The organism is Falsiroseomonas sp. HW251 (assembly GCF_050563545.1).
Taxonomy (GTDB): Bacteria; Pseudomonadota; Alphaproteobacteria; order Acetobacterales; family Acetobacteraceae; genus Falsiroseomonas.
In genome coordinates this window covers 229073-247361 of the sequence record NZ_JBNXUM010000003.1, presented here as the reverse complement: position 1 = coordinate 247361, position 18289 = coordinate 229073, and the positions used below count along the sequence as shown (strand labels likewise).

At 72.1% G+C, this 18289-nt stretch carries 20 protein-coding genes; 9 read left to right on the top strand and 11 right to left on the bottom strand.

Annotated features, from left to right (window positions below):
• The first annotated feature begins 38 nt into the window (after positions 1–38).
• Positions 39–1043 (top strand): tripartite tricarboxylate transporter substrate binding protein, encoded by a 1005-nt coding sequence (locus tag ACLF3M_RS04855; RefSeq protein ID WP_430655729.1) that lies wholly within the window; start codon positions 39–41, stop codon positions 1041–1043.
• A 50-nt stretch (positions 1044–1093) separates the two neighbouring features.
• A complete protein-coding gene (locus ACLF3M_RS04850; protein ID WP_430655728.1) occupies positions 1094–1870 on the top strand; it encodes an RMD1 family protein in 777 nt (258 codons plus the stop codon).
• Positions 1871–1885: 15 nt separating this feature from the next.
• On the opposite strand, the gene ACLF3M_RS04845 is transcribed toward ACLF3M_RS04850, so the two are convergent.
• Entirely contained in the window at positions 1886–3139 is a 1254-nt protein-coding gene (locus ACLF3M_RS04845; protein ID WP_430655727.1) for an ABC transporter substrate-binding protein, read from the bottom strand.
• Between the two features lie 120 nt (positions 3140–3259).
• On the opposite strand from ACLF3M_RS04845, the gene ACLF3M_RS04840 reads away from it, so the two are divergent.
• Genes ACLF3M_RS04840 through ACLF3M_RS04820 form a run of 5 tightly spaced genes read left to right on the top strand, consistent with a single transcriptional unit; the run spans position 3260 to position 7423 of the window.
• Positions 3260–4264, top strand: a complete 1005-nt coding sequence (locus ACLF3M_RS04840) for an NAD(P)H-quinone oxidoreductase (RefSeq protein ID WP_430655726.1) — start codon at positions 3260–3262, stop codon at positions 4262–4264.
• Positions 4261–4461, top strand: a complete 201-nt coding sequence (locus ACLF3M_RS04835; RefSeq protein WP_430655725.1) for a hypothetical protein — start codon at positions 4261–4263, stop codon at positions 4459–4461. Before ACLF3M_RS04840 ends, ACLF3M_RS04835 begins: the two co-directional genes overlap by 4 nt.
• Before the next feature lie 10 nt (positions 4462–4471).
• Positions 4472–5770 (top strand): NAD(P)H-dependent oxidoreductase, encoded by a 1299-nt coding sequence (locus tag ACLF3M_RS04830; protein WP_430655724.1) that lies wholly within the window; start codon positions 4472–4474, stop codon positions 5768–5770.
• On the top strand, positions 5767–6657 hold the full coding sequence (locus tag ACLF3M_RS04825; RefSeq protein ID WP_430655723.1) for a DMT family transporter: 891 nt from the start codon (positions 5767–5769) through the stop codon (positions 6655–6657). The genes ACLF3M_RS04830 and ACLF3M_RS04825 overlap by 4 nt, the downstream gene beginning before the upstream one ends.
• 4 nt (positions 6658–6661) lie before the next feature.
• A complete protein-coding gene (locus ACLF3M_RS04820) occupies positions 6662–7423 on the top strand; it encodes an alpha/beta fold hydrolase (RefSeq protein WP_430655722.1) in 762 nt (253 codons plus the stop codon).
• Here ACLF3M_RS04820 and ACLF3M_RS04815 read toward each other — a convergent pair.
• Positions 7401–7997: an HD domain-containing protein gene (locus ACLF3M_RS04815; RefSeq protein WP_430655721.1), complete on the bottom strand. Its 597-nt coding sequence runs from the start codon at positions 7995–7997 to the stop codon at positions 7401–7403. The two genes, ACLF3M_RS04820 and ACLF3M_RS04815, sit on opposite strands and share 23 nt — an antisense overlap.
• 80 nt (positions 7998–8077) lie before the next feature.
• Here ACLF3M_RS04815 and ACLF3M_RS04810 point away from each other — a divergent pair, with 80 nt between their 5' ends.
• Positions 8078–9244 carry an FAD-binding domain-containing protein gene (locus ACLF3M_RS04810; RefSeq protein ID WP_430655720.1) on the top strand — a complete coding sequence of 389 codons (1167 nt, stop codon included), beginning with the start codon at positions 8078–8080 and terminating at the stop codon, positions 9242–9244.
• Here ACLF3M_RS04810 and ACLF3M_RS04805 read toward each other — a convergent pair.
• The 8 genes from ACLF3M_RS04805 to ACLF3M_RS04770 all read right to left on the bottom strand — a co-directional run bounded on the left by ACLF3M_RS04805 (position 9225) and on the right by ACLF3M_RS04770 (position 16364).
• Complete coding sequence (locus ACLF3M_RS04805; RefSeq protein WP_430655719.1) at positions 9225–10472, bottom strand: RNA polymerase sigma factor; 1248 nt, start codon at positions 10470–10472, stop codon at positions 9225–9227. The two genes, ACLF3M_RS04810 and ACLF3M_RS04805, sit on opposite strands and share 20 nt — an antisense overlap.
• The gene (locus ACLF3M_RS04800) at positions 10465–10890 is read right to left on the bottom strand and encodes a YciI family protein (protein WP_430655718.1); all 426 of its coding nucleotides are present in this window, start codon (positions 10888–10890) and stop codon (positions 10465–10467) included. The genes ACLF3M_RS04805 and ACLF3M_RS04800 overlap by 8 nt, the downstream gene beginning before the upstream one ends.
• A 102-nt stretch (positions 10891–10992) precedes the next feature.
• A complete protein-coding gene (locus ACLF3M_RS04795; RefSeq protein WP_430655717.1) occupies positions 10993–11997 on the bottom strand; it encodes an MBL fold metallo-hydrolase in 1005 nt (334 codons plus the stop codon).
• A 21-nt stretch (positions 11998–12018) separates the two neighbouring features.
• Positions 12019–12699, bottom strand: a complete 681-nt coding sequence (locus ACLF3M_RS04790) for a DNA-3-methyladenine glycosylase family protein (protein WP_430655716.1) — start codon at positions 12697–12699, stop codon at positions 12019–12021.
• Positions 12696–13973, bottom strand: coding sequence for a TRAP transporter large permease (locus ACLF3M_RS04785; RefSeq protein ID WP_430655715.1), 1278 nt, complete (start codon positions 13971–13973; stop codon positions 12696–12698). Before ACLF3M_RS04785 ends, ACLF3M_RS04790 begins: the two co-directional genes overlap by 4 nt.
• Positions 13970–14566, bottom strand: coding sequence for a TRAP transporter small permease (locus ACLF3M_RS04780; RefSeq protein WP_430655714.1), 597 nt, complete (start codon positions 14564–14566; stop codon positions 13970–13972). Before ACLF3M_RS04780 ends, ACLF3M_RS04785 begins: the two co-directional genes overlap by 4 nt.
• Before the next feature lie 73 nt (positions 14567–14639).
• Positions 14640–15617, bottom strand: coding sequence for a DctP family TRAP transporter solute-binding subunit (locus ACLF3M_RS04775; protein ID WP_430655713.1), 978 nt, complete (start codon positions 15615–15617; stop codon positions 14640–14642).
• A gap of 111 nt (positions 15618–15728) precedes the next feature.
• Positions 15729–16364, bottom strand: a complete 636-nt coding sequence (locus ACLF3M_RS04770) for a TerC family protein (protein ID WP_430655712.1) — start codon at positions 16362–16364, stop codon at positions 15729–15731.
• A 188-nt stretch (positions 16365–16552) separates the two neighbouring features.
• Here ACLF3M_RS04770 and ACLF3M_RS04765 point away from each other — a divergent pair, with 188 nt between their 5' ends.
• Positions 16553–16855: a putative quinol monooxygenase gene (locus ACLF3M_RS04765; RefSeq protein ID WP_430655711.1), complete on the top strand. Its 303-nt coding sequence runs from the start codon at positions 16553–16555 to the stop codon at positions 16853–16855.
• 3 nt (positions 16856–16858) lie between these two features.
• On the opposite strand, the gene ACLF3M_RS04760 is transcribed toward ACLF3M_RS04765, so the two are convergent.
• Positions 16859–18256, bottom strand: a complete 1398-nt coding sequence (locus tag ACLF3M_RS04760) for a hypothetical protein (RefSeq protein WP_430655710.1) — start codon at positions 18254–18256, stop codon at positions 16859–16861.
• Positions 18257–18289 lie beyond the last annotated feature (33 nt).

Sequence of the window (18289 nt, the reverse complement as noted above, 5' to 3'; positions counted from 1 at the left end):
GCGCGGCCGGGCAAGGCCGTGATGGGAGACAACGTCCGATGACGCTCGACGCGCGCCTGGGCCGCCGTGGCCTCCTCGCTGCCGGGGCCGCGCTGGCCGCGGCGCCGTCCCTCCCGCGCGCCGCCGTCGCCCAGGCGCCGGCCTGGCCGACCCAGCCCGTCCGCATGGTCGTGCCCTTCGCCGCCGGCGGCCCGACCGACATTCCCGCCCGCCTCTTCGCCGACGAGATGTCCAAGGCGCTGCCGCATCGCATCGTAGTGGAGAACCGCACGGGGTCGGGCGTGGTTATCGGCACCGACATGGTCGCCAAGGGGCCCCAGGACGGCAGCGTCATCCTCTACACCACCGTCGCGCATGCCGTGACGCGGGCGATGTTCCCGCGCCTGCCCTTCGATCCCATTGCCGACTTCACCCCGGTCTCGCTGATCGGGCAGGTGCCGGTGGTCCTGCTGGTCCACCCCTCCTTCCCCGCCAACAACATCCAGGAATTCATCGGGGTGCTGCGGGACAACCCGGGCCGCTACGACTACGCGTCCTCCGGCAATGGCGGCGCGGTGCACCTCGCGACCGAGCTCTTCCTGCACAAGGCCGGCGGGCTGCGTGCCAACCACATTCCCTTCCGCGGGTCCTCGGCGGCGATGCCGGAAGTGCTGTCGGGCCGCATCCCGATGATCTTCGACATCGCGGCTTCCGCGCTGGCCTATGCGCGGTCGGGCGAGCTGAAGGCGCTGGCGATCAGCACGAAGCAACGCTCGCCGCTCGCGCCCAGCATCCCGACCTTCATCGAGCAGGGCGTCGCGGGCTACGAGGCCTATACCTGGCACATGGTGCTGGTCCGCTCCGGCACGCCGCAGCCCGTCGTGGATGGGATCGCGCGTAGCGTCGCGGGTGTCGCTGCCCAGCCCGGCGTCCGTGGGCGGCTGACGGAACTCGCCATGCAGCTCGTGCCGGAGAGCACGCCGCAGATGGCCACCGACTATCTCCGCAGCGAGATCGCGGTGTGGGAGCCGCTGGTACGGGCGGCCAACATCCGGGCCGACTGAGCCGCCCAGGCCTGCTCGCTGGCGTCCTCGCGGGCCTGTAGCCTGCGAGCATGGACGCCACCTCGCCCCTGACAGCCCGCGCCCTGCTGCTCGGGGAGCGGCTGGACATGCGGGGGCTCGAGCGCACCGGGGCGACGCTGCCGGGCGTGGTGTCCCTCGCCGATGGCGGCGATGGCCTCGCCTTCGGCTTCCGCTGGGGCGCGCTGGTGACAATCGGCATGTCCGCCGAGGCGACGGCAGCGTTGCAGGATCGTCTGCTGCCGCGCATCGGCGATCCCGTCCAGCCGCCGGCCGAGGAGACCGCGACCCTCCAGCTCGACCCGGCGCGCGAGGGGACGGACAAGGATGGCGTGGTGCTGCTGTCCGATTTCGCGCCCGCCCGCCTCGCCGTGGTGGCGGAGGCGCTGGCCCGCAGCGCGCTGCTGTCCCACCAGGAGGCGATGCTGGTCCGCACGCTCGACCGGCTCGACCCCGTGCTGGCGCGGCTGCGGCGCGGGCGGCTTGCGCCGTCCTCCTCCGTCATGCTCGCCTCGATCGGGGAGGCGATCGCCGCGCGCTCCCGCGCCGGGGCGCGGGTGGACACGGCCGCCAAGCCCGACCTGCTGTGGGATCTGCCGGCGCTTGGAACGCTCTACGCGACACTCGCCGACGAATGGGAGATCGAGGAGCGCACCGAGGCGCTGTCGCGCAAGCTCGAGATGATCCGCGAGATCTCTGAGACGCTGCTGTCGCTGGTGGAGGCACGGCGGTCCCGCGGGCTCGAACTGGCCGTCGTGCTGCTCATCGCGCTCGAACTCGGCACGGCGGTCTACGGCCTGTTCAAGTAACGGCACCGTCGCGGGCTAGCCGAGCCGTGGCATCGCGTCCGCCACCGCCGCCGCGGCGGGGGCGATCACAACCTGGCGCAGGGCGTGCTGGCCCTGCTGCCACTGGCACAGCACGGGCTTCGCCCGCTGGTTCTGCCCGCGCTCGTCGAACCTCGCACCCCAGCCCGTCGCCGTCGTCGCCTCCGCAACGTCGAGGCCGAGGATGGCGGCGCGGAGCTTGTCCTTTTCGACGCCCCCGGCGCGCTGCAGCGCGTCCAGGAACAGCTTCGCGCCGACATGTGCCGCCAGCCCGTGGCCGGACCGCGGCTCCGCCCCGTAGCGCCGGAGATAGGTGTCGGCGAAGGCGCGCGCGCCCGGCGCGAAGCGCTCGTTCACCGCAAAGGGCGTGAGGTCCGCGCTCATCGTCCCGAGGATGGCGTCGCCGAGGCTTCGCGCGGTCTCGGTCAGGCCGTAGCCATTGCCCGTGCCGATCACCATGCGCGGCCGCCAGCCCGCGTCGCGCAGCGCTCGGAACAGCAGGATCTCGTCGGCCGGCCCGCCCGTATGCAGCAGGACCTCGGCGTCCTGGCCGCGGAGCCGCTGCACCAGCGCGCCGAGGTCCGATGGCCGTGGGGCATAGCCGACACGCTCCACCACGGTCAGGCCGCGCGCCTTGGCCATCTCCTCCTGCGCGGTGCCGACCGAGGTGCCGCCCGGCCCCTCGTCATGCGCGATGCCGAGCCGGAGTGAGGTCGGCGCGACGCCCTGGGCGCGGGCCAGGACCTCGGTCACGGCCTCGATCGCGGTCGCTGCGTAATCGGCGGCGGCGGGGGACACGCGGAAGACCCAGCGGAAGCCGCGCTCCGTCAGCTGGTCGCCGACCGCGCCGAGCTCGAGCCAGGGGACGCCCGCGGCCTCGGCGACCTGGCTGCCGGCGAGCGCGACGGCGGTCGAGAAGCTGCCGAAGATCGCGGCGACACGATCGTTGCCGCCGACCAGGCGACGCGCCTCGGCGGCGCCCGAGGCCTCGTCGGTCGCGTCCGCGCGAAGCAGGCGCAGCGGGCGCCCGAACACGCCGCCGGCGGCGTTGCGTTCCTCGACCGCGAGCTCGAGGCCGCGGTAGCTCTCGTCGCCGAGGAGCGCGAGCGGGCCGGAGAGCGGGAAGATCGCGCCGAGGCGAAGGTCCGCCGGCGCCTGGGCGAGCGCCGGGCGGGCAAGCGCCGCGCCCAGCGCGAGGCCCAGCCCGCGCCGTCCGACCTGCCAGCCGCCGATCGCGCGGCCGCGCTCCATCCGGTTGCTCCCTGAGAGTGGTCCTAGCTCACATCGCGCGGCCGGATCGCGCAAGCCTCCTTGGCTTGACGTTGCGGGGGGGCGCATGGTCCCTCGTGGGACGGGAAAGGAAGGTTGCGCATGGTCTCGGTTCCGCAGGAGATGGCCTTCGTCGCGCATGGCGCCGGCGGCGGGCCGGAGGTGCTGGTCCCGGCGCGCGGGCCCGTGCCGGCGCCGAGGGCGGACGAGGTGCTGATCCGCGTCATGGCGGTCGGCGTGAACCGCCCCGACGTGGCGCAGCGCGGCGGCACCTATCCGCCGCCCCCCGGGGCGAGCCCGATCATCGGCCTGGAATGCGCGGGCGAGGTCGTGGCGGTCGGCGCCGAGGTTCGGCGCTGGAAAGCCGGCGACAAGGTGACGGCGCTGACCAACGGCGGCGCCTATGCCGAATATTGCACGGCGCCGGAGGCGCAGACGCTGCCCTGGCCGGCGGGCTACGACGCGATCCGCGCGGCCGCGCTCCCCGAGACCTATTTCACGGTCTGGGCCAACCTGTTCGGGCATGGGCGGCTCGCGGCCGGCGAGACGGTGCTGATCCATGGTGGGACGAGCGGCATCGGCGTCACCGCGATCCAGCTGGCGAAGGCTTTCGGCGCGACGGTGTACGCGACCGCCGGCAGCGCGGAGAAGGTCGCGGCCTGCCGCGAGCTCGGCGCCGACGAGGCCATCGATTACCGCCAGCAGGACTTCGCGGAGGAGGTGAAGCGGCTGACCGGCGGCAAGGGCGTGGACGTCGTTCTCGACATGGTCGGCGCGCCCTATTTCCCGCGCAACCTGCGCTGCCTGAAGCTGGACGGGCGGCTCGTGATGATCGCCTTCCTCAACGGTCATGTCGCAGAGAACGTGGACCTCCGCCCGATCATGGTGAAGCGGCTGACGGTGACGGGCAGCACGATGCGGCCGCGCACGACGAAGGAGAAGGGCGCGATCGCCGCCGAACTGGAAGCGAAGGTCTGGCCGCTGCTGGCGAAAGGGCAGGCCGCGCCGCGCATCTTCCGGGTGTATCGTCTGGACGAAGCGGCGGAGGCGCATCGCCTCATGGAGAGCAGCGCGCATGTCGGCAAGATCATGCTGACGGTGGGGTGATGCTGGGCTGGGTGCTGATCGCGGCCGGGCTGTCGGGGCTGGTGCTGGCGATGCGCATCGGCAGCCGGGGCGCCCGGGGCATCACCCAGGGCGCGGCGGTGCTCCTCGCCGCGATCGGCGGACTAGTCCTGATGCGCCGCCCGCAATCCGGCGTGCAGCTGCCGGGCTACGGGCCGCGGCAATGGCGGCAGCCATGAGAGGTCCAGCTTGAACCTGCACCGCCTGCTGCTGCGCCGCGCGGCCGAGAACAACCCGATCCGCGTCGCCGTGATCGGCGCCGGCAAGTTCGGTTCGATGTTCCTCCACCAGGCGCCGCGCACGCCGGGCATGACGATCCAGGGCATCGCCGATCTCTCGGTGCCGCGCGTGAAGCAGGCCCTGGCGCGCATCGGCTGGGATGCCGCGCTGATCGCTGCGACACCGGTGACCGAGGATGCGCTTGCGCTGATCGCCGATCCCCGCGTGGAGGTCGTGGTGGAGGCCACCGGCGATCCCGCGGCCGGGCTGCGCCATGCGCGGCACGCCATCCGGAACGGCAAGCATGTCGTCATGGTGAATGTGGAGGCCGACGTGCTGGCCGGCCCGGTGCTGGCGAAGGAGGCCGAGCGGGCGGGCGTCGTCTACTCCATGGCCTATGGGGACCAGCCCGCGCTGGTCGCGGAGATGGTGGACACCGTTCGCGCAGCCGGCTTCGCCGTCGTCGCGGCCGGGAAGGGGACGAAGTACCTGCCGCGCTACCACGCCTCGACGCCGGAGACGGTATGGGACTTCTACGGGCTGAGCGCGGAACAGGCCGCGGCGGGCGGCATGAACCCGCGCATGTTCAACTCCTTTCTCGACGGCACGAAGTCCGGCATCGAGATGGCGGCGATCGCGAACGCGGTCGGCCTGGCGCCGCCCGAGGACGGGCTGGGCTTCCCACCCTGCGGCACCTCGCAACTGCCGACGCTGCTGCGCCCGCACAACGAGGGCGGCCTCCTGCCGCGCAAGGGTATGGTGGAGGTCGTGTCGTCCCTGACGCGTGACGGCGCGGAAATCCCGGACAACCTCCGCTGGGGCGTCTATGTCGTCTTCGAGGGCGAGACCGACTACGCCCGGCGCTGCTTCGCGGAATACGGCGTCGCGACCGATGACAGCGGGCGATACGCCGCGCTGTGGCGCCCCTATCACTTCATCGGGCTTGAACTCGGCGTTTCGGTCGCATCCGCCGTGCTGCGGAAGGAACCGACGGGCTGCTCCACGAGCTGGACGGCGGATTGCGTCGCGGTGGCGAAGCGGCCGCTGAAGGCGGGCGAGATGCTGGACGGAGAGGGCGGCGCGACGGTCTGGGGCAAATGCGTTCCGGCGGCGCGGTCGCGCGACCTGCGCGCCGTGCCGATCGGGCTCGCCCATGGCGTCGCGCTGGCGCGCGACGTTGCGGAGGGCGCGCTGGTGACGGAGGCCGACCTGGCGCCGCGCGCGCCGGGCGAGGCGCTGGCGATGCGCGCGGAGCTCTTTGCCCTGTGAGCGAGGCGCGCGGCGAGGAAGGCATGGGGCTGTGGCCCGCGCTGCGCCTGCTGCTGATCGCGATCGTGCTGTTCGGCGGCGCCTGGCCGATCACCAAGGCCGCGCTGTCGGACGCCACGCCGCTATGGTTCGGCACCTCCCGCGCGGGCTTCGCGGCGATCAGCGCGGCCGTGCTGCTGGCGGTTCTCGGCAGGCTGCGCGTGCCACGGCGCGAGGATTGGCGCGCCGTGGTGATGATCGGCATCTTCCAGCTCGGCTGTTTCTTCGTCCTGACGCACCTTGCCGTCGCGCAGGTGCCGGCGGGGCGGACGGCGGTGCTGTCCAACGTCGTGGCCTATTGGCTGATCCCGCTGTCGGTGCTGCTGCTGGGGGAGCGCGTCTCCGCCATGCGCTGGTTCGCGGCGGGGCTGAGCCTGGCGGGATCCGTCGTGCTGATCGGGCCCTGGGCGGTGGACTGGAACGACGGCAAGTCGCTGTCGGGCTACCTCATGCTGATGGCGGCCGGGCTCGCCTGGACCATCGCCATCATCGCCAGCCGCAAATGGCCGCCGCGCAGCAGCATGATGGAGCTGCTGCCCTGGTGCTTCGCCTTCGGGACGCTGGTGCTGCTGCCGATGGCGCTGGTCTTCGAGCCGGAGGGCGGCATCGGGCGCGAGTCCTGGCCGCATGCGATCTATATCGGCTTCCTCGCCGCGCCGATCGGCACCTGGTGCGTGATCGAGGCGAGCCGCCGGTTGCCCGGCGCGGTGGCGTCGGTCTGGTTCCTGCTCGTGCCGGTGATCGGGCTGCTGGTCAGCGCGCTGTGGCTGGGCGAGGAGATCGGGCTCGACGTCATCCTTGGCGGCGCGCTGATCTTCGTGAGTGTCGTGTTGGCCGCTCGGGGGTAGCGCCATGATCCTCAACACCGTCGAATCCGGCGCCGGCGCGCCCGTGGTCTTCCTGCACGGGCTCCTGGGTGCCGCGCAGAATTTCGGCGCGATCCAGAAGGCGTTGTCGGCGACGCATCGCGTCATCGCGATGGATCTGCGCAACCACGGTGCCTCGCCGCACGCGGCCACCATGTCCTATGCCGAGATGGCCGAGGACGTCGCGGAGACGCTTCGCGCGAAGGGCGCGGCGCCGGCGGCGATCATCGGGCACTCGATGGGCGGCAAGGTTGCGATGGCGCTGGCGCTGGCGCATCCCGATGTGGTGGAGCGCCTGCTCGTTGCCGACATCGCGCCCGTCGCCTATCCCGCCCCGTCCTTCATCCGCTACCTCGCGGCGATGCGCGGCATCCCGCTGAAGCCGGGGCTGACCCGGCGCGAGGCGGACGCCGCGCTGGTGGACGCCGTTCCGCAGGCGCCGCTGCGCGGCTTCCTGCTGCAGAATCTGCTGTTCAACGCGGACCCGCCGCGCTGGCGCATCGCGCTCGACACCCTGATCGCGGAGATGCCGAAGATCGGCGGCTGGCCGGACCCGCCCGGCCGCTACGACGGCAGGGTGCTGGTGCTGGCCGGGGAGAACTCGGACTACATCAAGCCCGACGACCACGCCCGCTTCCGCGCGCTGTTCCCGGCCGCCGTCTTCCACACGATGAAGGCAGGCCACTGGCTGCATGCCGACAACCCTCAGGGCTTCCTGGCGGAGGTCACGGCGTTCCTGGCAGCGTGAGCGCGTCCTCGCCGGGCTCGATGCGGCCCTGCGTCGCCTGGTCCAGCCTGGCGCGCAGCGCGGCGAGCAGCGGATGGACGGCGGTGTCCTTCTGCCCGTAGCGGAGGTTGTAGGCGTAGTCGAAATCCGCGGGGTTCAGGCCTTGGGCGTGCTGGACGATCGTCTCGAGCTTGTCGAGCCCCTTGGCGAGCCGGCCTTCGGGCGTGCTGCCGGTCTCGTATTCCTCCCATAGCGTGAAGATCTCGGCACGCTGGCGCGACGGCAGGGTCATGGTCAGGGTCGCCAGCGCCTCGCGCTCCCGCGCCTGCTTGACTCCGGGCTTGCGGGGGGATGGGGCGGGCAGGTCGCCGGTGAAGGCCTCGGCGAGGTCGTGCACCAGGCAGATGCGGATCAGGCGGCCGGCATCCACGCCGAGTTCCGGCCCCAGCAGCAGTGCCATCAGCGCGAGGCGCCAGGTGTGCTCGGCGGTGCTTTCGGTGCGGCCGGTGGAGGTGCGGCTGTTGCGCAGCGTGTCCTTCAGCCGCTCGGCCAGCGCCAGGAAGGCGATGGTGCCGTCGATGTCAGCGTCGTCCATGGACCCGATCATATGGTGCGCGGGCGTGCCGATCCCAATGCAGGGTTGCGCGATCCGCCCGCGGGCCGATCTGCGGCGCGATGACATGCGAGATTTTCCCGGCCGATCGAGCCGGCGCGCTGCGGCGCCTGTCCGACTTCACGCCCCGCATGGGCCGCGACTATGCCGAGGGGCGCAACAGCGATCCCGGGCCTGGGCGCCGGCGCGACGTGTCCCGCCTGTCACCGGCGGTGCGGCACCGGCTGGTGACGGAGGCGGAGTTGGTGCGCGCGGCGCTGGACGCGCATGGCGCGCGAGGCACCGACAAGTTCATCCAGGAGGTGTTCTGGCGCAGCTATTGGAAGGGCTGGCTGGAACTGCGGCCCGGCGCGTGGCACGCCTACCAGGCCGAGCGCGACGAGGCTCTCGCGGCGACGAAGGGCGAGGCGCCGGACCGCGCCATGACCGGCTCGACCGGCATTGCCTGCTTCGATGCCTGGGTCGCGGAACTGACGGAAGCCGGCTGGCTGCACAATCACGTGCGCATGTGGTTCGCCAGCATCTGGATCTTCACCTTGCGCCTGCCCTGGACGCTGGGCGCGGACTTCATGCTCCGCCATCTGCTGGACGGCGACGCCGCGTCCAACACGCTGTCCTGGCGCTGGGTCGCGGGGATCCAGACGCCGGGCAAGCATTATGTCGCGCGGGCCGAGAACATCCGGCGCCACACGCTCGGCCGCTTCGATCCCGCCGGCGAACTCGACGAGAACCCGTTGCCGCTGGCGGCGCCGCTGCCCCCGCCGGTGCGGCCGCTGCGGCAGCCGGATGCGCTGCCGGACGGGCCCCTCGCGCTGCTGCTGCACGAGGACGACCTCCATCCCGAAAGCCTGCTGCCGCCGGGCGCGCCGGTCGCGGCCATCGCCGGCGTCGCGGTGCCGGAGGCGCGATCGCCGCTGGGCTGCGCGCCCGCCGTGGCGGAATACGCGCGGTCGGCGGTGGCGGATAGCCTGGCGCGGGCTGCCGCGCGGTTCGGCGCGGACGCCGTCGCGCTCGCGCCGGCGGATGTCGCGGGCTGGGCAGCGTCGCATGGGGTGCCGGTCGTCACGCCCTGGGCCCCGACGGGCTGGACGGCGGAAGTGCTGACGGGGCTGGGCGTGCCGTTGCGGCGCGTGCGGCGGGAGTGGGATTCCGCGTGCTGGCCGCTGGCGACGAAGGGGTTCTTCGCGTTCCGGGAAAGCATCCCGCGCCTCATCGAGACGCTGCTGTAGCCGCCCGGACCAGCAGGAAATCGCGTTCCCGCGCGTTCCGCGTCAGCGCCGCCGCGGCCTCGAACTGCGCGCGGGCCTCGCCCCGGCGCCCCGCGCGGAGCAGCGCGTCGGCGCGGGCGGCGGGCAGGGGCGCATAGCCCGGCAGCGCGTCGTCGAGGCCCTCGAGCAGCGCCAGACCGGCCTCCGGCCCGAAGGCCATGCCGTGGGCGATGGCGCGGTTCAGCGCGATGACGGGCGACGGCATCGCGGCCAGCAGGCGGTCGTAGAGCCCAGCGATGCGCGGCCAATCCGTTGCTGCCCAGTCCGCGGCCCGCGCGTGGCACGCTGCCAACGCGGCCTGCAGGGCGTAGACGCCGTCTGCGCCGCCCAACGCCTCCGCCTTCGCCAGCCCCGCCAGCCCGCGCCGGATCAGCAGCCGGTCCCAGCGTGCGCGGTCCTGGTCAGGCAGCGCAATCAGCGATCCGTCGGCCGCCGTGCGTGCGGCCTGGCGCGAGGCCTGCAACTCCATCAGCGCGAGCAGGCCGAGCACCTCCGGCTCCTCCGGCAGCAGCCCCGCCAGGATACGGCCGAGGCGCATCGCCTCGGCGCAGAGCGACGGGCGTATCAGGTCCTCGCCGGCAGTGGCGGCATAGCCCTCGTTGAAGACGAGGTAGACGACCTCCAGCACCGACCCGAGACGCGCCGCGCGGTCGGCAGCGCGGGGGACCTCGAAGCCGAGGCCGGCCTCGCGCAGCTTGCGCTTCGCGCGGACAATGCGCTGCGCGATGGTGGGCTCGGTCGTCAGGAAGGCGCGCGCGATCTCCTCGGTGCTCAGGCCGCCGACCAGGCGCAGCGTCAGCGCGGCACGGGCGTCCGGCGGCAGCACGGGATGGCAGGCCGCGAAGACCAGGCCGAGCAGTTCGTCGCCGAGATCGTCGTCCATGGCGGCCTCCATCGCCGCGACGTGAAAGTCGCGATTCTCCGTCTGCGCGATCTCGGCCTGCCGGCGCGCGATCATCGTTCGGCGGCGGAACCCGTCGATGGCGCGGCGCTTCGCATGGGCGAGCAGCCAGGCGCGCGGGACGTCCGGCACGCCCGTGCGCGGCCATTCCGCGAGTGCCGCAACGAAGGCGTCCTGCGCGAGTTCCTCGGCGATCCCGACATCGCGCGTCATGCGCGCGAGGCCGGCGATCAGCCGCGCGCGCTCGATGCGGAAGACCGCCTCGACCGCGCCGGCGGCGTCATCCACGCTTGCCCAAGGCCTCCGCCGCACGGTCATGCGGTGCGCGCGCCTCCGGCGTCATGAACTCGGCGAAGTCCTCGAGAGTGTAGAAAGGCCGGATCTCGATTTCGCTCGGTCCCGGCATCGGATTGGGGCAGCGCTTCACCCATTCCACGGCGTCGGCCATGTCGCGCACCTCCCAGATCCAGTAGCCCGCGACGAGTTCGCGCGTCTCCGCGAAGGGGCCGTCGATGACGGTGCGCTTGCTCCCATCGAAGGCAACGCGCTTGCCCTGGCTGGACGGCCGCAGCCCGTCGCCCTGCAGCATAACGCCGGCCTTCACCAACTCCTCATTGAACTTGCCCATGGCCTCGATGAGCTCGGCGGAGGGCATTACGCCCTTCTCGCTGTCCTCGGTCGCCTTCACAAGCACCATCACGCGCATGCTCTGTTCCTCCGAATTGCCGCGGCCGAATGCGGCCGGCATGGGATAGGACGAACGGGCCAAGCCGGGCTCGACATCCCGCCAAGCTCTTTTTCGTGGCCCTCAGGGCCAGAGCGGGCCGCCGAAGGCGCTCTCGATCTCGGCCAGCCAGGTGGCTTCCTGGCCGGTATAGCGCGGCGAGAGGTGGAAGGGCTCCAGCCGCCTCACGCCGGCCTCCCGCGCGATGGCGCCCGCCGAGGCCGTGGTCATATGCATCCGGTCGGCGGCGATGGCAGCGTCGGCGGCGAGGAAGGGCGCCTCGATGAACAGCATGTCGGCGTCGCGCGCCAGGGCGACTGCGGCTGCGCGGTTCGCCGGCGTGTCGCCGAAATCCGTGAGGTAGGCGATGCGCTGGCCCGGGGTGATGCCGACGAGGTCGCGCAGCGCGCCGAGCGGCTGCGCGGCCGCGGCCTCGCCCGCGCGGGCGAAGACCGGGATCGGGTGGGTGTCGGGCAGGCCGCGCGCCACTGCATCCTTCAGGGCGGCAAGCCACGGGCCCGTCGGCAGGCCGCGTTCCTCCAGCCTGGTGCGCCAGACATTGAGGTGCATCGCCTCCTCCACCGCGAAGCCGAGCGAGGGCGTGCCGTGGTCGAGCAGGGCAGCGCGCAGGCGCAGCGCGCCGAGGTCGAGGACGACGTCGCCGCGCGGCGCGTCGTCGCGATCCTCCCGCGCGAAGCCGGTCTGCAGGCAGAAATCGGCGCGGCGCTGGCGGTCGGGGTGCACCTCCGTCGCCTCGATGCGCAGCACGGGCGCGATGCGGTCCACCAGGTTCCAGGTGTAGCTGGCGAGGCGGTGGTGCAGCCGCTCGGCGAAGCCGGGCGGGCCGACGATGCGCAGCAGCTTCTCCCGCCCGATCAGGGGGCGCAGCAGCCGGTCGAGATCGGCCCAGTGGTCCATATGCGCATGGCTGACGCAGAGCAGGCCGACGCGCAGCAGGTGCCCCGTGGACAGTGCGGCGAGGTCGCCGCAATCGAACAGCACGGCGTCGGGGGCGTGCAGCGCCTCCATGAAGACGCCGGGGTCGCCGGTGCGTCCGTTGAGCAGCCTGGGGTGCAGCGTCGGCCTCACCCGCCGATGCCTACACCCGCGCTACTGCGGCTTGAAGGTGCTCGCCTTGGCGGCATCCGCGGCCCGCCAGAGATACCAGGCGGCGATGGACCGCCAGGGGACCCAGGCCTCGCCGATGGCGGCGAGTTCCCGCGGCCTCACCTGGGCGTCCGCGTCGGTGGCGACGCGCCATCCCTCGCGCACGCCGAAATCGTCCACCGGCAGCACGTCGGGGCGGCCGAGCGTGAAGATCAGCAGCATCTCGACGGTCCAGCGGCCGACGCCGCGGATCGCCACCAGGCGTTCGATCAGCGCCTCATCGGTCAGGCGCGCGGCGGCCTTGCGGGTCGGCACCAGGCCGCCCACGGCCTTCTCCGCGATATCGCGGATGGCGGCGACCTTGGACCCGGACAGGCCGCAGCCGCGGAGCGCTTCCGCCGACGTCTCCAGCACGGCGTGCGCGGGCGGGAAGTCGTGGCTGGGATAGAGCGCGATGAAGCGGCCGAGGATCGCCTCGGCCGCGCGGCCGTGCACCTGCTGGTGGGCGATGGCGCGGACCAGTGCCTCGTAGGGTTCGCGCCGCACCGGCCGCAGCGCGCAGGGCCCGATCTGGCGGATGACGCGCTTCAGCACGGGATCGCGCCGCAGATGCGTCAGCGCCTCCGGGACGCAGACCGGCGGCGCCGGGCGGGTCGGCCTGGCCACGAGCGCGGTGACGGTCACCGGAACACCAGGTGCGGCAGCGTCAGCGTGATCCAGGGGACGTAGGTGATCACCATCAGGCAGGCGAAGATCACGCCGATGAAGACGGGGAGGTAGCGCATCATCTTGTCGATGCCGGTGCCCGCCACCTGCGCCGCGGCGAAGAGGTTCACGCCGAAGGGCGGCGTGATCATGCCGAGCGCCAGGTTCACCACCATGATCGTGCCGAAATGCACGCCGTCGATGCCGAAGCGCTGTGCGGCCTCGGCCAGGATCGGCGCGAGCACGATGATGGAGGCCGAGGTCTCCACGAACATGCCGACGACGAAAAGGAAAAGGTTCACGCCCAGCAGGTACATCGCCGCACCGTCGAAGGTCTCCACCAGCCATGCCGCTGCCAGGTCCGGCACGCCCTGCCGGTTCAGCAGCCAGGAGAACAGCGCCGCGCAGGCGATGATGAACATGATCACCGCGGAGCTGATCACCGACTTGCGGAAGATCGGGTAGAGGTCGCGCCAGCCGAGCTCGCGGTGGAGGAACATGCCGACGAGGATGGCGTAGACGACCGCGATGACGGATGCCTCGGTCGGCGTGGTGACGCCGCCGTAGATGCCGCCCAGCACCACGACCGGCATGAACAGCGCCCACCCGGCCTGGCGCAGCGCGGAGCCGAAGGGCAGCCGGCCTTCGCCATCCAGCTTCCCCCAGCCCTTGATGCGGCACCACACGAGGACGGTCGCAATCAGCGCACCGCCGATCAGGAAGCCCGGCCCGAAGCCCGCGATGAAGAGCTCGGGGATCGAGGTCTGGGTGGTGACGCCGTATAGGATCATCGGAATCGATGGCGGGATGATCACGCCAAGCTCGGCGGCCGTCGCCTGCAGCGCGGCGGCGAAGGCGACGGGGTAGCCGGCCTTCACCAGCGCCGGGATCATGATGGTTCCGATCGCGAAGGTCGTCGCGACGGAGGAGCCGGAGATCGCGGCGAAGATCATGCAGGTCACGACGCAGGTCGCGGGCAGCCCGCCCTGCACGCCGCCCACGATGGATTTCGCGAATTCCACCAGCCGGCGCGAGATCCCGCCGACATCCATCAGGTTGCCGGCCAGGATGAAGAAGGGGATGGCCGCGAGCGGGAACTTGTCCAGCGCGACGAAAAGCTGCTGGGCGGCGACGATCAGCGCGAAATTCGTGTAGCCCGCCACGCCGACGACGGCGGCAAGGCCGATCGCGACGGCGACCGGGATACTGGCGGCGAAAAGCACCAGCATCACGGTGAGCATCATCCCGCTCATACCGCGGCCTCCAGCTCTTCGGACCGACGGTCGAGGAAATGCGCCATCGCGCCGACCATGGCGAAGACCGCGCCGACGGGGATCGCGGCGTAGCCCCAGGCGATCGAGACCTCGAGACCCGCGAGTTCCTGAAAGCGGACGCGCAACGCCATCTCCCAGCCGAACCAGAACATGATGCCCATCATCGACAGCGAGCAGGCCAGCGCGGCCGCTTCCAGCGCGCGGCGCAGCGCGCCGCCGGAATAGCGGTGCGCTACGTCGATCGAGACCAGCGCGCCCGTGCGCAGCGCCAGCGCCAGGCCGAGATAGGCCATCCAGATCAGCGCCATGCGCACCAGCGCCTCGGACCAGATGGAGGGTGTCTCGGTTGCGAAGCGCGCGATCACCTGCCACAGGCCGGCGCCCACTGCGACGGCGAGCGCGAGGCAGGCCAGCATCGCGGCCAGCGCCGTCGTCGCGCGGTCGAGCCGGAGCACGACGCCGCGCAGCGCCGCGCGGGCGCCACCCCCCGATCCCGCCCAGAGCGCGACCGCGACCGCGACCAGCGTCGCGACGACGGTCACCTGCAGCGGCAGCACGTTCATCGCGTGCATCGTTACCCCCTGCTCACGCGAAAGGGGGCGCGGGCTGCCCCGCGCCCCCTTCGATCAGCCTCTCCGCGTCCGGTTACGACCCCGGGCGCCAGTCGCGGATGCGGCGCAGCATCGCCTGGTCCAGGCCGCTCTCGATCTGCGACGCGCCGGGCTGCAGCGCCTGCTGGAAGGCCGCGTTGTCCACGCTGGTCACGACGGTCATGCCGCGGCGGCGCAGCTCGTCCACGCCGGTCTGCTCGTCGGCGGTGACGCGGGCGCGGTTCGCCGCGGCACCGGCGCGCGCGGCCTCCTGCAGGGCGACGCGGTCGGCGGCGTTCAGCCGGCCCACGAAGCCCGGGTTGCAGATCAGCACGGCCGGCGAATAGACGTGGCCGGTCAGCGTCAGGAAGCGCTGCACCTGGTTCAGGTTGTTCGCCACGATCACCGGGATCGGGTTCTCCTGCCCATCCACCGTGCCCTGCTGCAGGGCCGGCACCAGCTCGCTGAACGCCATCGGCGTCGGCAGGGCACCGAGTGTCTGGAAGGCCCGCATATGGACCTGGTTCTCCATCGTGCGCACCTTCAGGCCGCGCACGTCGGCCGGCGCGTTCACCTCGCGGCGGGAATTGGTGAGGTGGCGGAAGCCGTTCTCCATCCACACCACGCCGACCAGGCCGCGGGAATTGAAGCGGGCGAGCAGCTCGGTGCCGATCTGGGTGTCCAGCACGCCGCGGGCATGGGCGGTGTCGCGGAACAGGAAGGGCACGTCGAGGACCCGGACCTCGGGCACGAAATTCCCGACCGGGCCGGTGGAGGTGATCGTGCATTCCTGCGTGCCGATCTGGACGGCCTCGATGCCCTCGCGCTCGTTATCGTTGCGCTGGATGCTAACGCGGTAGCGGTTGTTCGTTGCGCGCTCGAAGGCTTCCTTGAACGCGGTCGCGCCGGCGCCGTAGTGGCTGTTCAGCGGCAGCGGGTGGCTGATCGTAACCTGCGTCTGGGACAGCGCCGGAGCGGCGCTGAGCGGAAGGATCAGGCCGGCCGCAAGGGCCAGGCGGCGAGTGAGGGTCATGGTGGCGTCTCCCCGGGGTGCGGGCACCCGGCGCCCGCCTTTCCCCGGCCGTATAGGTTAACTGCCGGCAATCCTTCAATCCCGGGCCCGCGCGGGTCCGGGGAGTGCGTTTCAGTGACCTGCGGCGTGCGGCTCCGGAAGGGGCAGCCCGAGATGCAGCGTGGCATTGGCGATGACCAGGCCCTCCCACAGCAGCTCGATCCCGATCCAGGCGATCAGCGCCAGGCCGATCCACGCGATGATCTTGTAGCGGTCGAGCAGCTTCGCCAGGAACCCGCCGAGCACGCCCATCAGCACGATGGACACGAGCAGGCCGACCACCAGCATCGGCAGGTTGTTGCGCGCGACCGCGGCGACGGCCAGCACGTTGTCGAGGCTCATCGAGACGTCGGCGATGATAATCTGCCAGAGCGCCTGCATGAGTGTCTTCTCTTTGTGCTCGCCGGCGTGTTCCTCGCCCTCGTCGCCGCCGCGCAGTTCCCTGAAGAAGCCCCAGGCGATGTAGAGCAGCGCGAGCCCGCCCACGATGTCGATCCACCACAGCGTCAGCAGGAAGGTCGCGAAGATGGAGAAGATGATGCGCAGCACCGCCGCCGCGACGATGCCGAACAGCACGGCCTTGTTGCGCAGGCGTTCCGGCAGCCCGGCCGCCGCCAGGCCGATGACCACCGCGTTGTCGCCGGACAGGATGATGTTGAGCCACAGGATCTGAAGGAACTGGGCCCCTTCAGCGAGCAGGAAATCCATCCGTCACGTCTCCAGAGGCGGCACCACCTCTGGCCGCGCTTCCCCGGGCCGGACGCTAGCGGCGCCAAGCGTGTCCGGAAAGTGTTCGCCGCATTTCAATCCCGCAATGCCCGGGCAAGGCACCGACCTGCTAGCCTGTCGCCGCCGGGCTCACGGCCGCCCGCGGGGCAGGCCAAGGGAGGACTAGCATGACCGCGTTGAATGCCGTGCGGTTCCGCGTGAAGCCGGGGCGCGAAGCCGAGTTCATCGAGGCGCATCGGAAGGCGAAGGCGGACTGGCCGGGCTGCCGGCGGATGATGCTGGCCCGCACCGGGGAGAGCACCTTCTGCGTGGTAGGCGAGTGGGACGACCTCGCGGCCATGGCCGCGGCGCGGCCGCACATGATCGCCACTCTCGACAGCTTCCGCGACACCCTGGCGGACCTCGGCGGCGGTCTCGGGGTGACCGACCCCGTCTCGGGCGAGGTCGTCGTGGACAGCGCCGCGCGCTGAAGGTCACGGGCGCATCGCGACCGCGATCCAGCCCAGCGCGACAACTGCCAGCATCGACGGCCAGAGCAGGCGCCAGAGGCGGACGGGCCTGGTGCCGTCCGCCAGCAGGCCGCAGATCATGGCGGTGACCGCGAAGGACATGCCGGCCCCGGCGGAGCCCGCGAAATTGTGCAGCGACGGCGCGAGCAGGGCGGGCATCCCTGCGGCCTGGCCGAGCGCCTGCTGCACCGGCATCAGCGCGCTGGCGGAGCCGACATTGCTGCCGGTGACGATGCCTGCCGTCAGCCCGAGCACCGGCACCGCATAGGGCGCGGCCGGCCCGAGCGCGCCGGCCAGCGCCTCGGCCAGCGACGCCGCGATGCCCGATCCCGACAGCCAGCGCGCCAGCACGACATAGAGCAGCATCGCGATGGCCGGCTTCCTCGCGCGTTCCAGCGCCTGGCGAGCGGCCGCGGCGCCGTCAGGCCGGCGCAGCAGCAGCAGGCCCGCCACCAGCCACAGGACAACCGCAACATGGGTAATGGGCAGCCCCGGCAGTTCGGGGAAGGGGGCCCAGGCCGGCGCCGCCGTCCATGACTGGGCCGCCAGCAGCGCCGCGGTCAGGCCGAGATAGGGGCCGAGCAGGGCGCCAGCGCGGCGCCAGCCCTTCCCTCCGCGCGGCGGATCGAGGCGCCACAGCAGCACGAGCAGCGGCAGGCCCGGCGCGACGACGCCGATCACCTCGAAGGGCAGGACGCCGTGCAGCACGACCAGCAGCACGGCCATGGCGAGCAGCGCGGCGGCCTGGACCAGACGCTCATTTGCAGGGACGGGCACGCCGGCCAGCGCCGAGAGCCGCCAGAGCAGGGGCGCCAGCAGCAGGATCCAGGCCGCGTTGGGCAGCGCCGTGGCGGCGGCGATCTGCTGCGCCGGCAGCCCCACCAGCGCCGCGCCGAGCGCCGTGCCGGGCCCCAGCGCGCCCCAGGGCACCAGGGTCAGGGACAGCAGCGCCATCGTGCCCGCCGGCGCCCCGCCGAGACCCATCGCGCGCAGCGATGACAACGCGAAGACCGCGCCGACGGCGAAGCCCGTCACGCTTTCCAGGAAGGCGCCGGCCAGCATGGTGGCGATGAAGATGCGGCGCGGATCAGGGCGCGTCGGCGCGGCAGCCGTCTCCTGCGTCACCGCGGCGTGGAACAGCAGGCCGCCCGCGACCACGCCGATCGGCTTGAGCGCGAGGAAGGCGCCGCGCAGCGCCTCGTTCGCCAGCAGGCCGGCGGCGTCGGCGGCGGGGACCGAGGCGAGGACGGCCGGCACGGCCGCGGCCAGCGCGGCGAGCACCGCCGGCACCGGCCCGGCACGGCCCGACAGCAGCAGCCCCAGCAGCAGGACCAGCGGCGCGGCCTGAAGCAGCAGGATCATCGCGCCATCCTTGCGCGGCCGGCACGGTGGCGC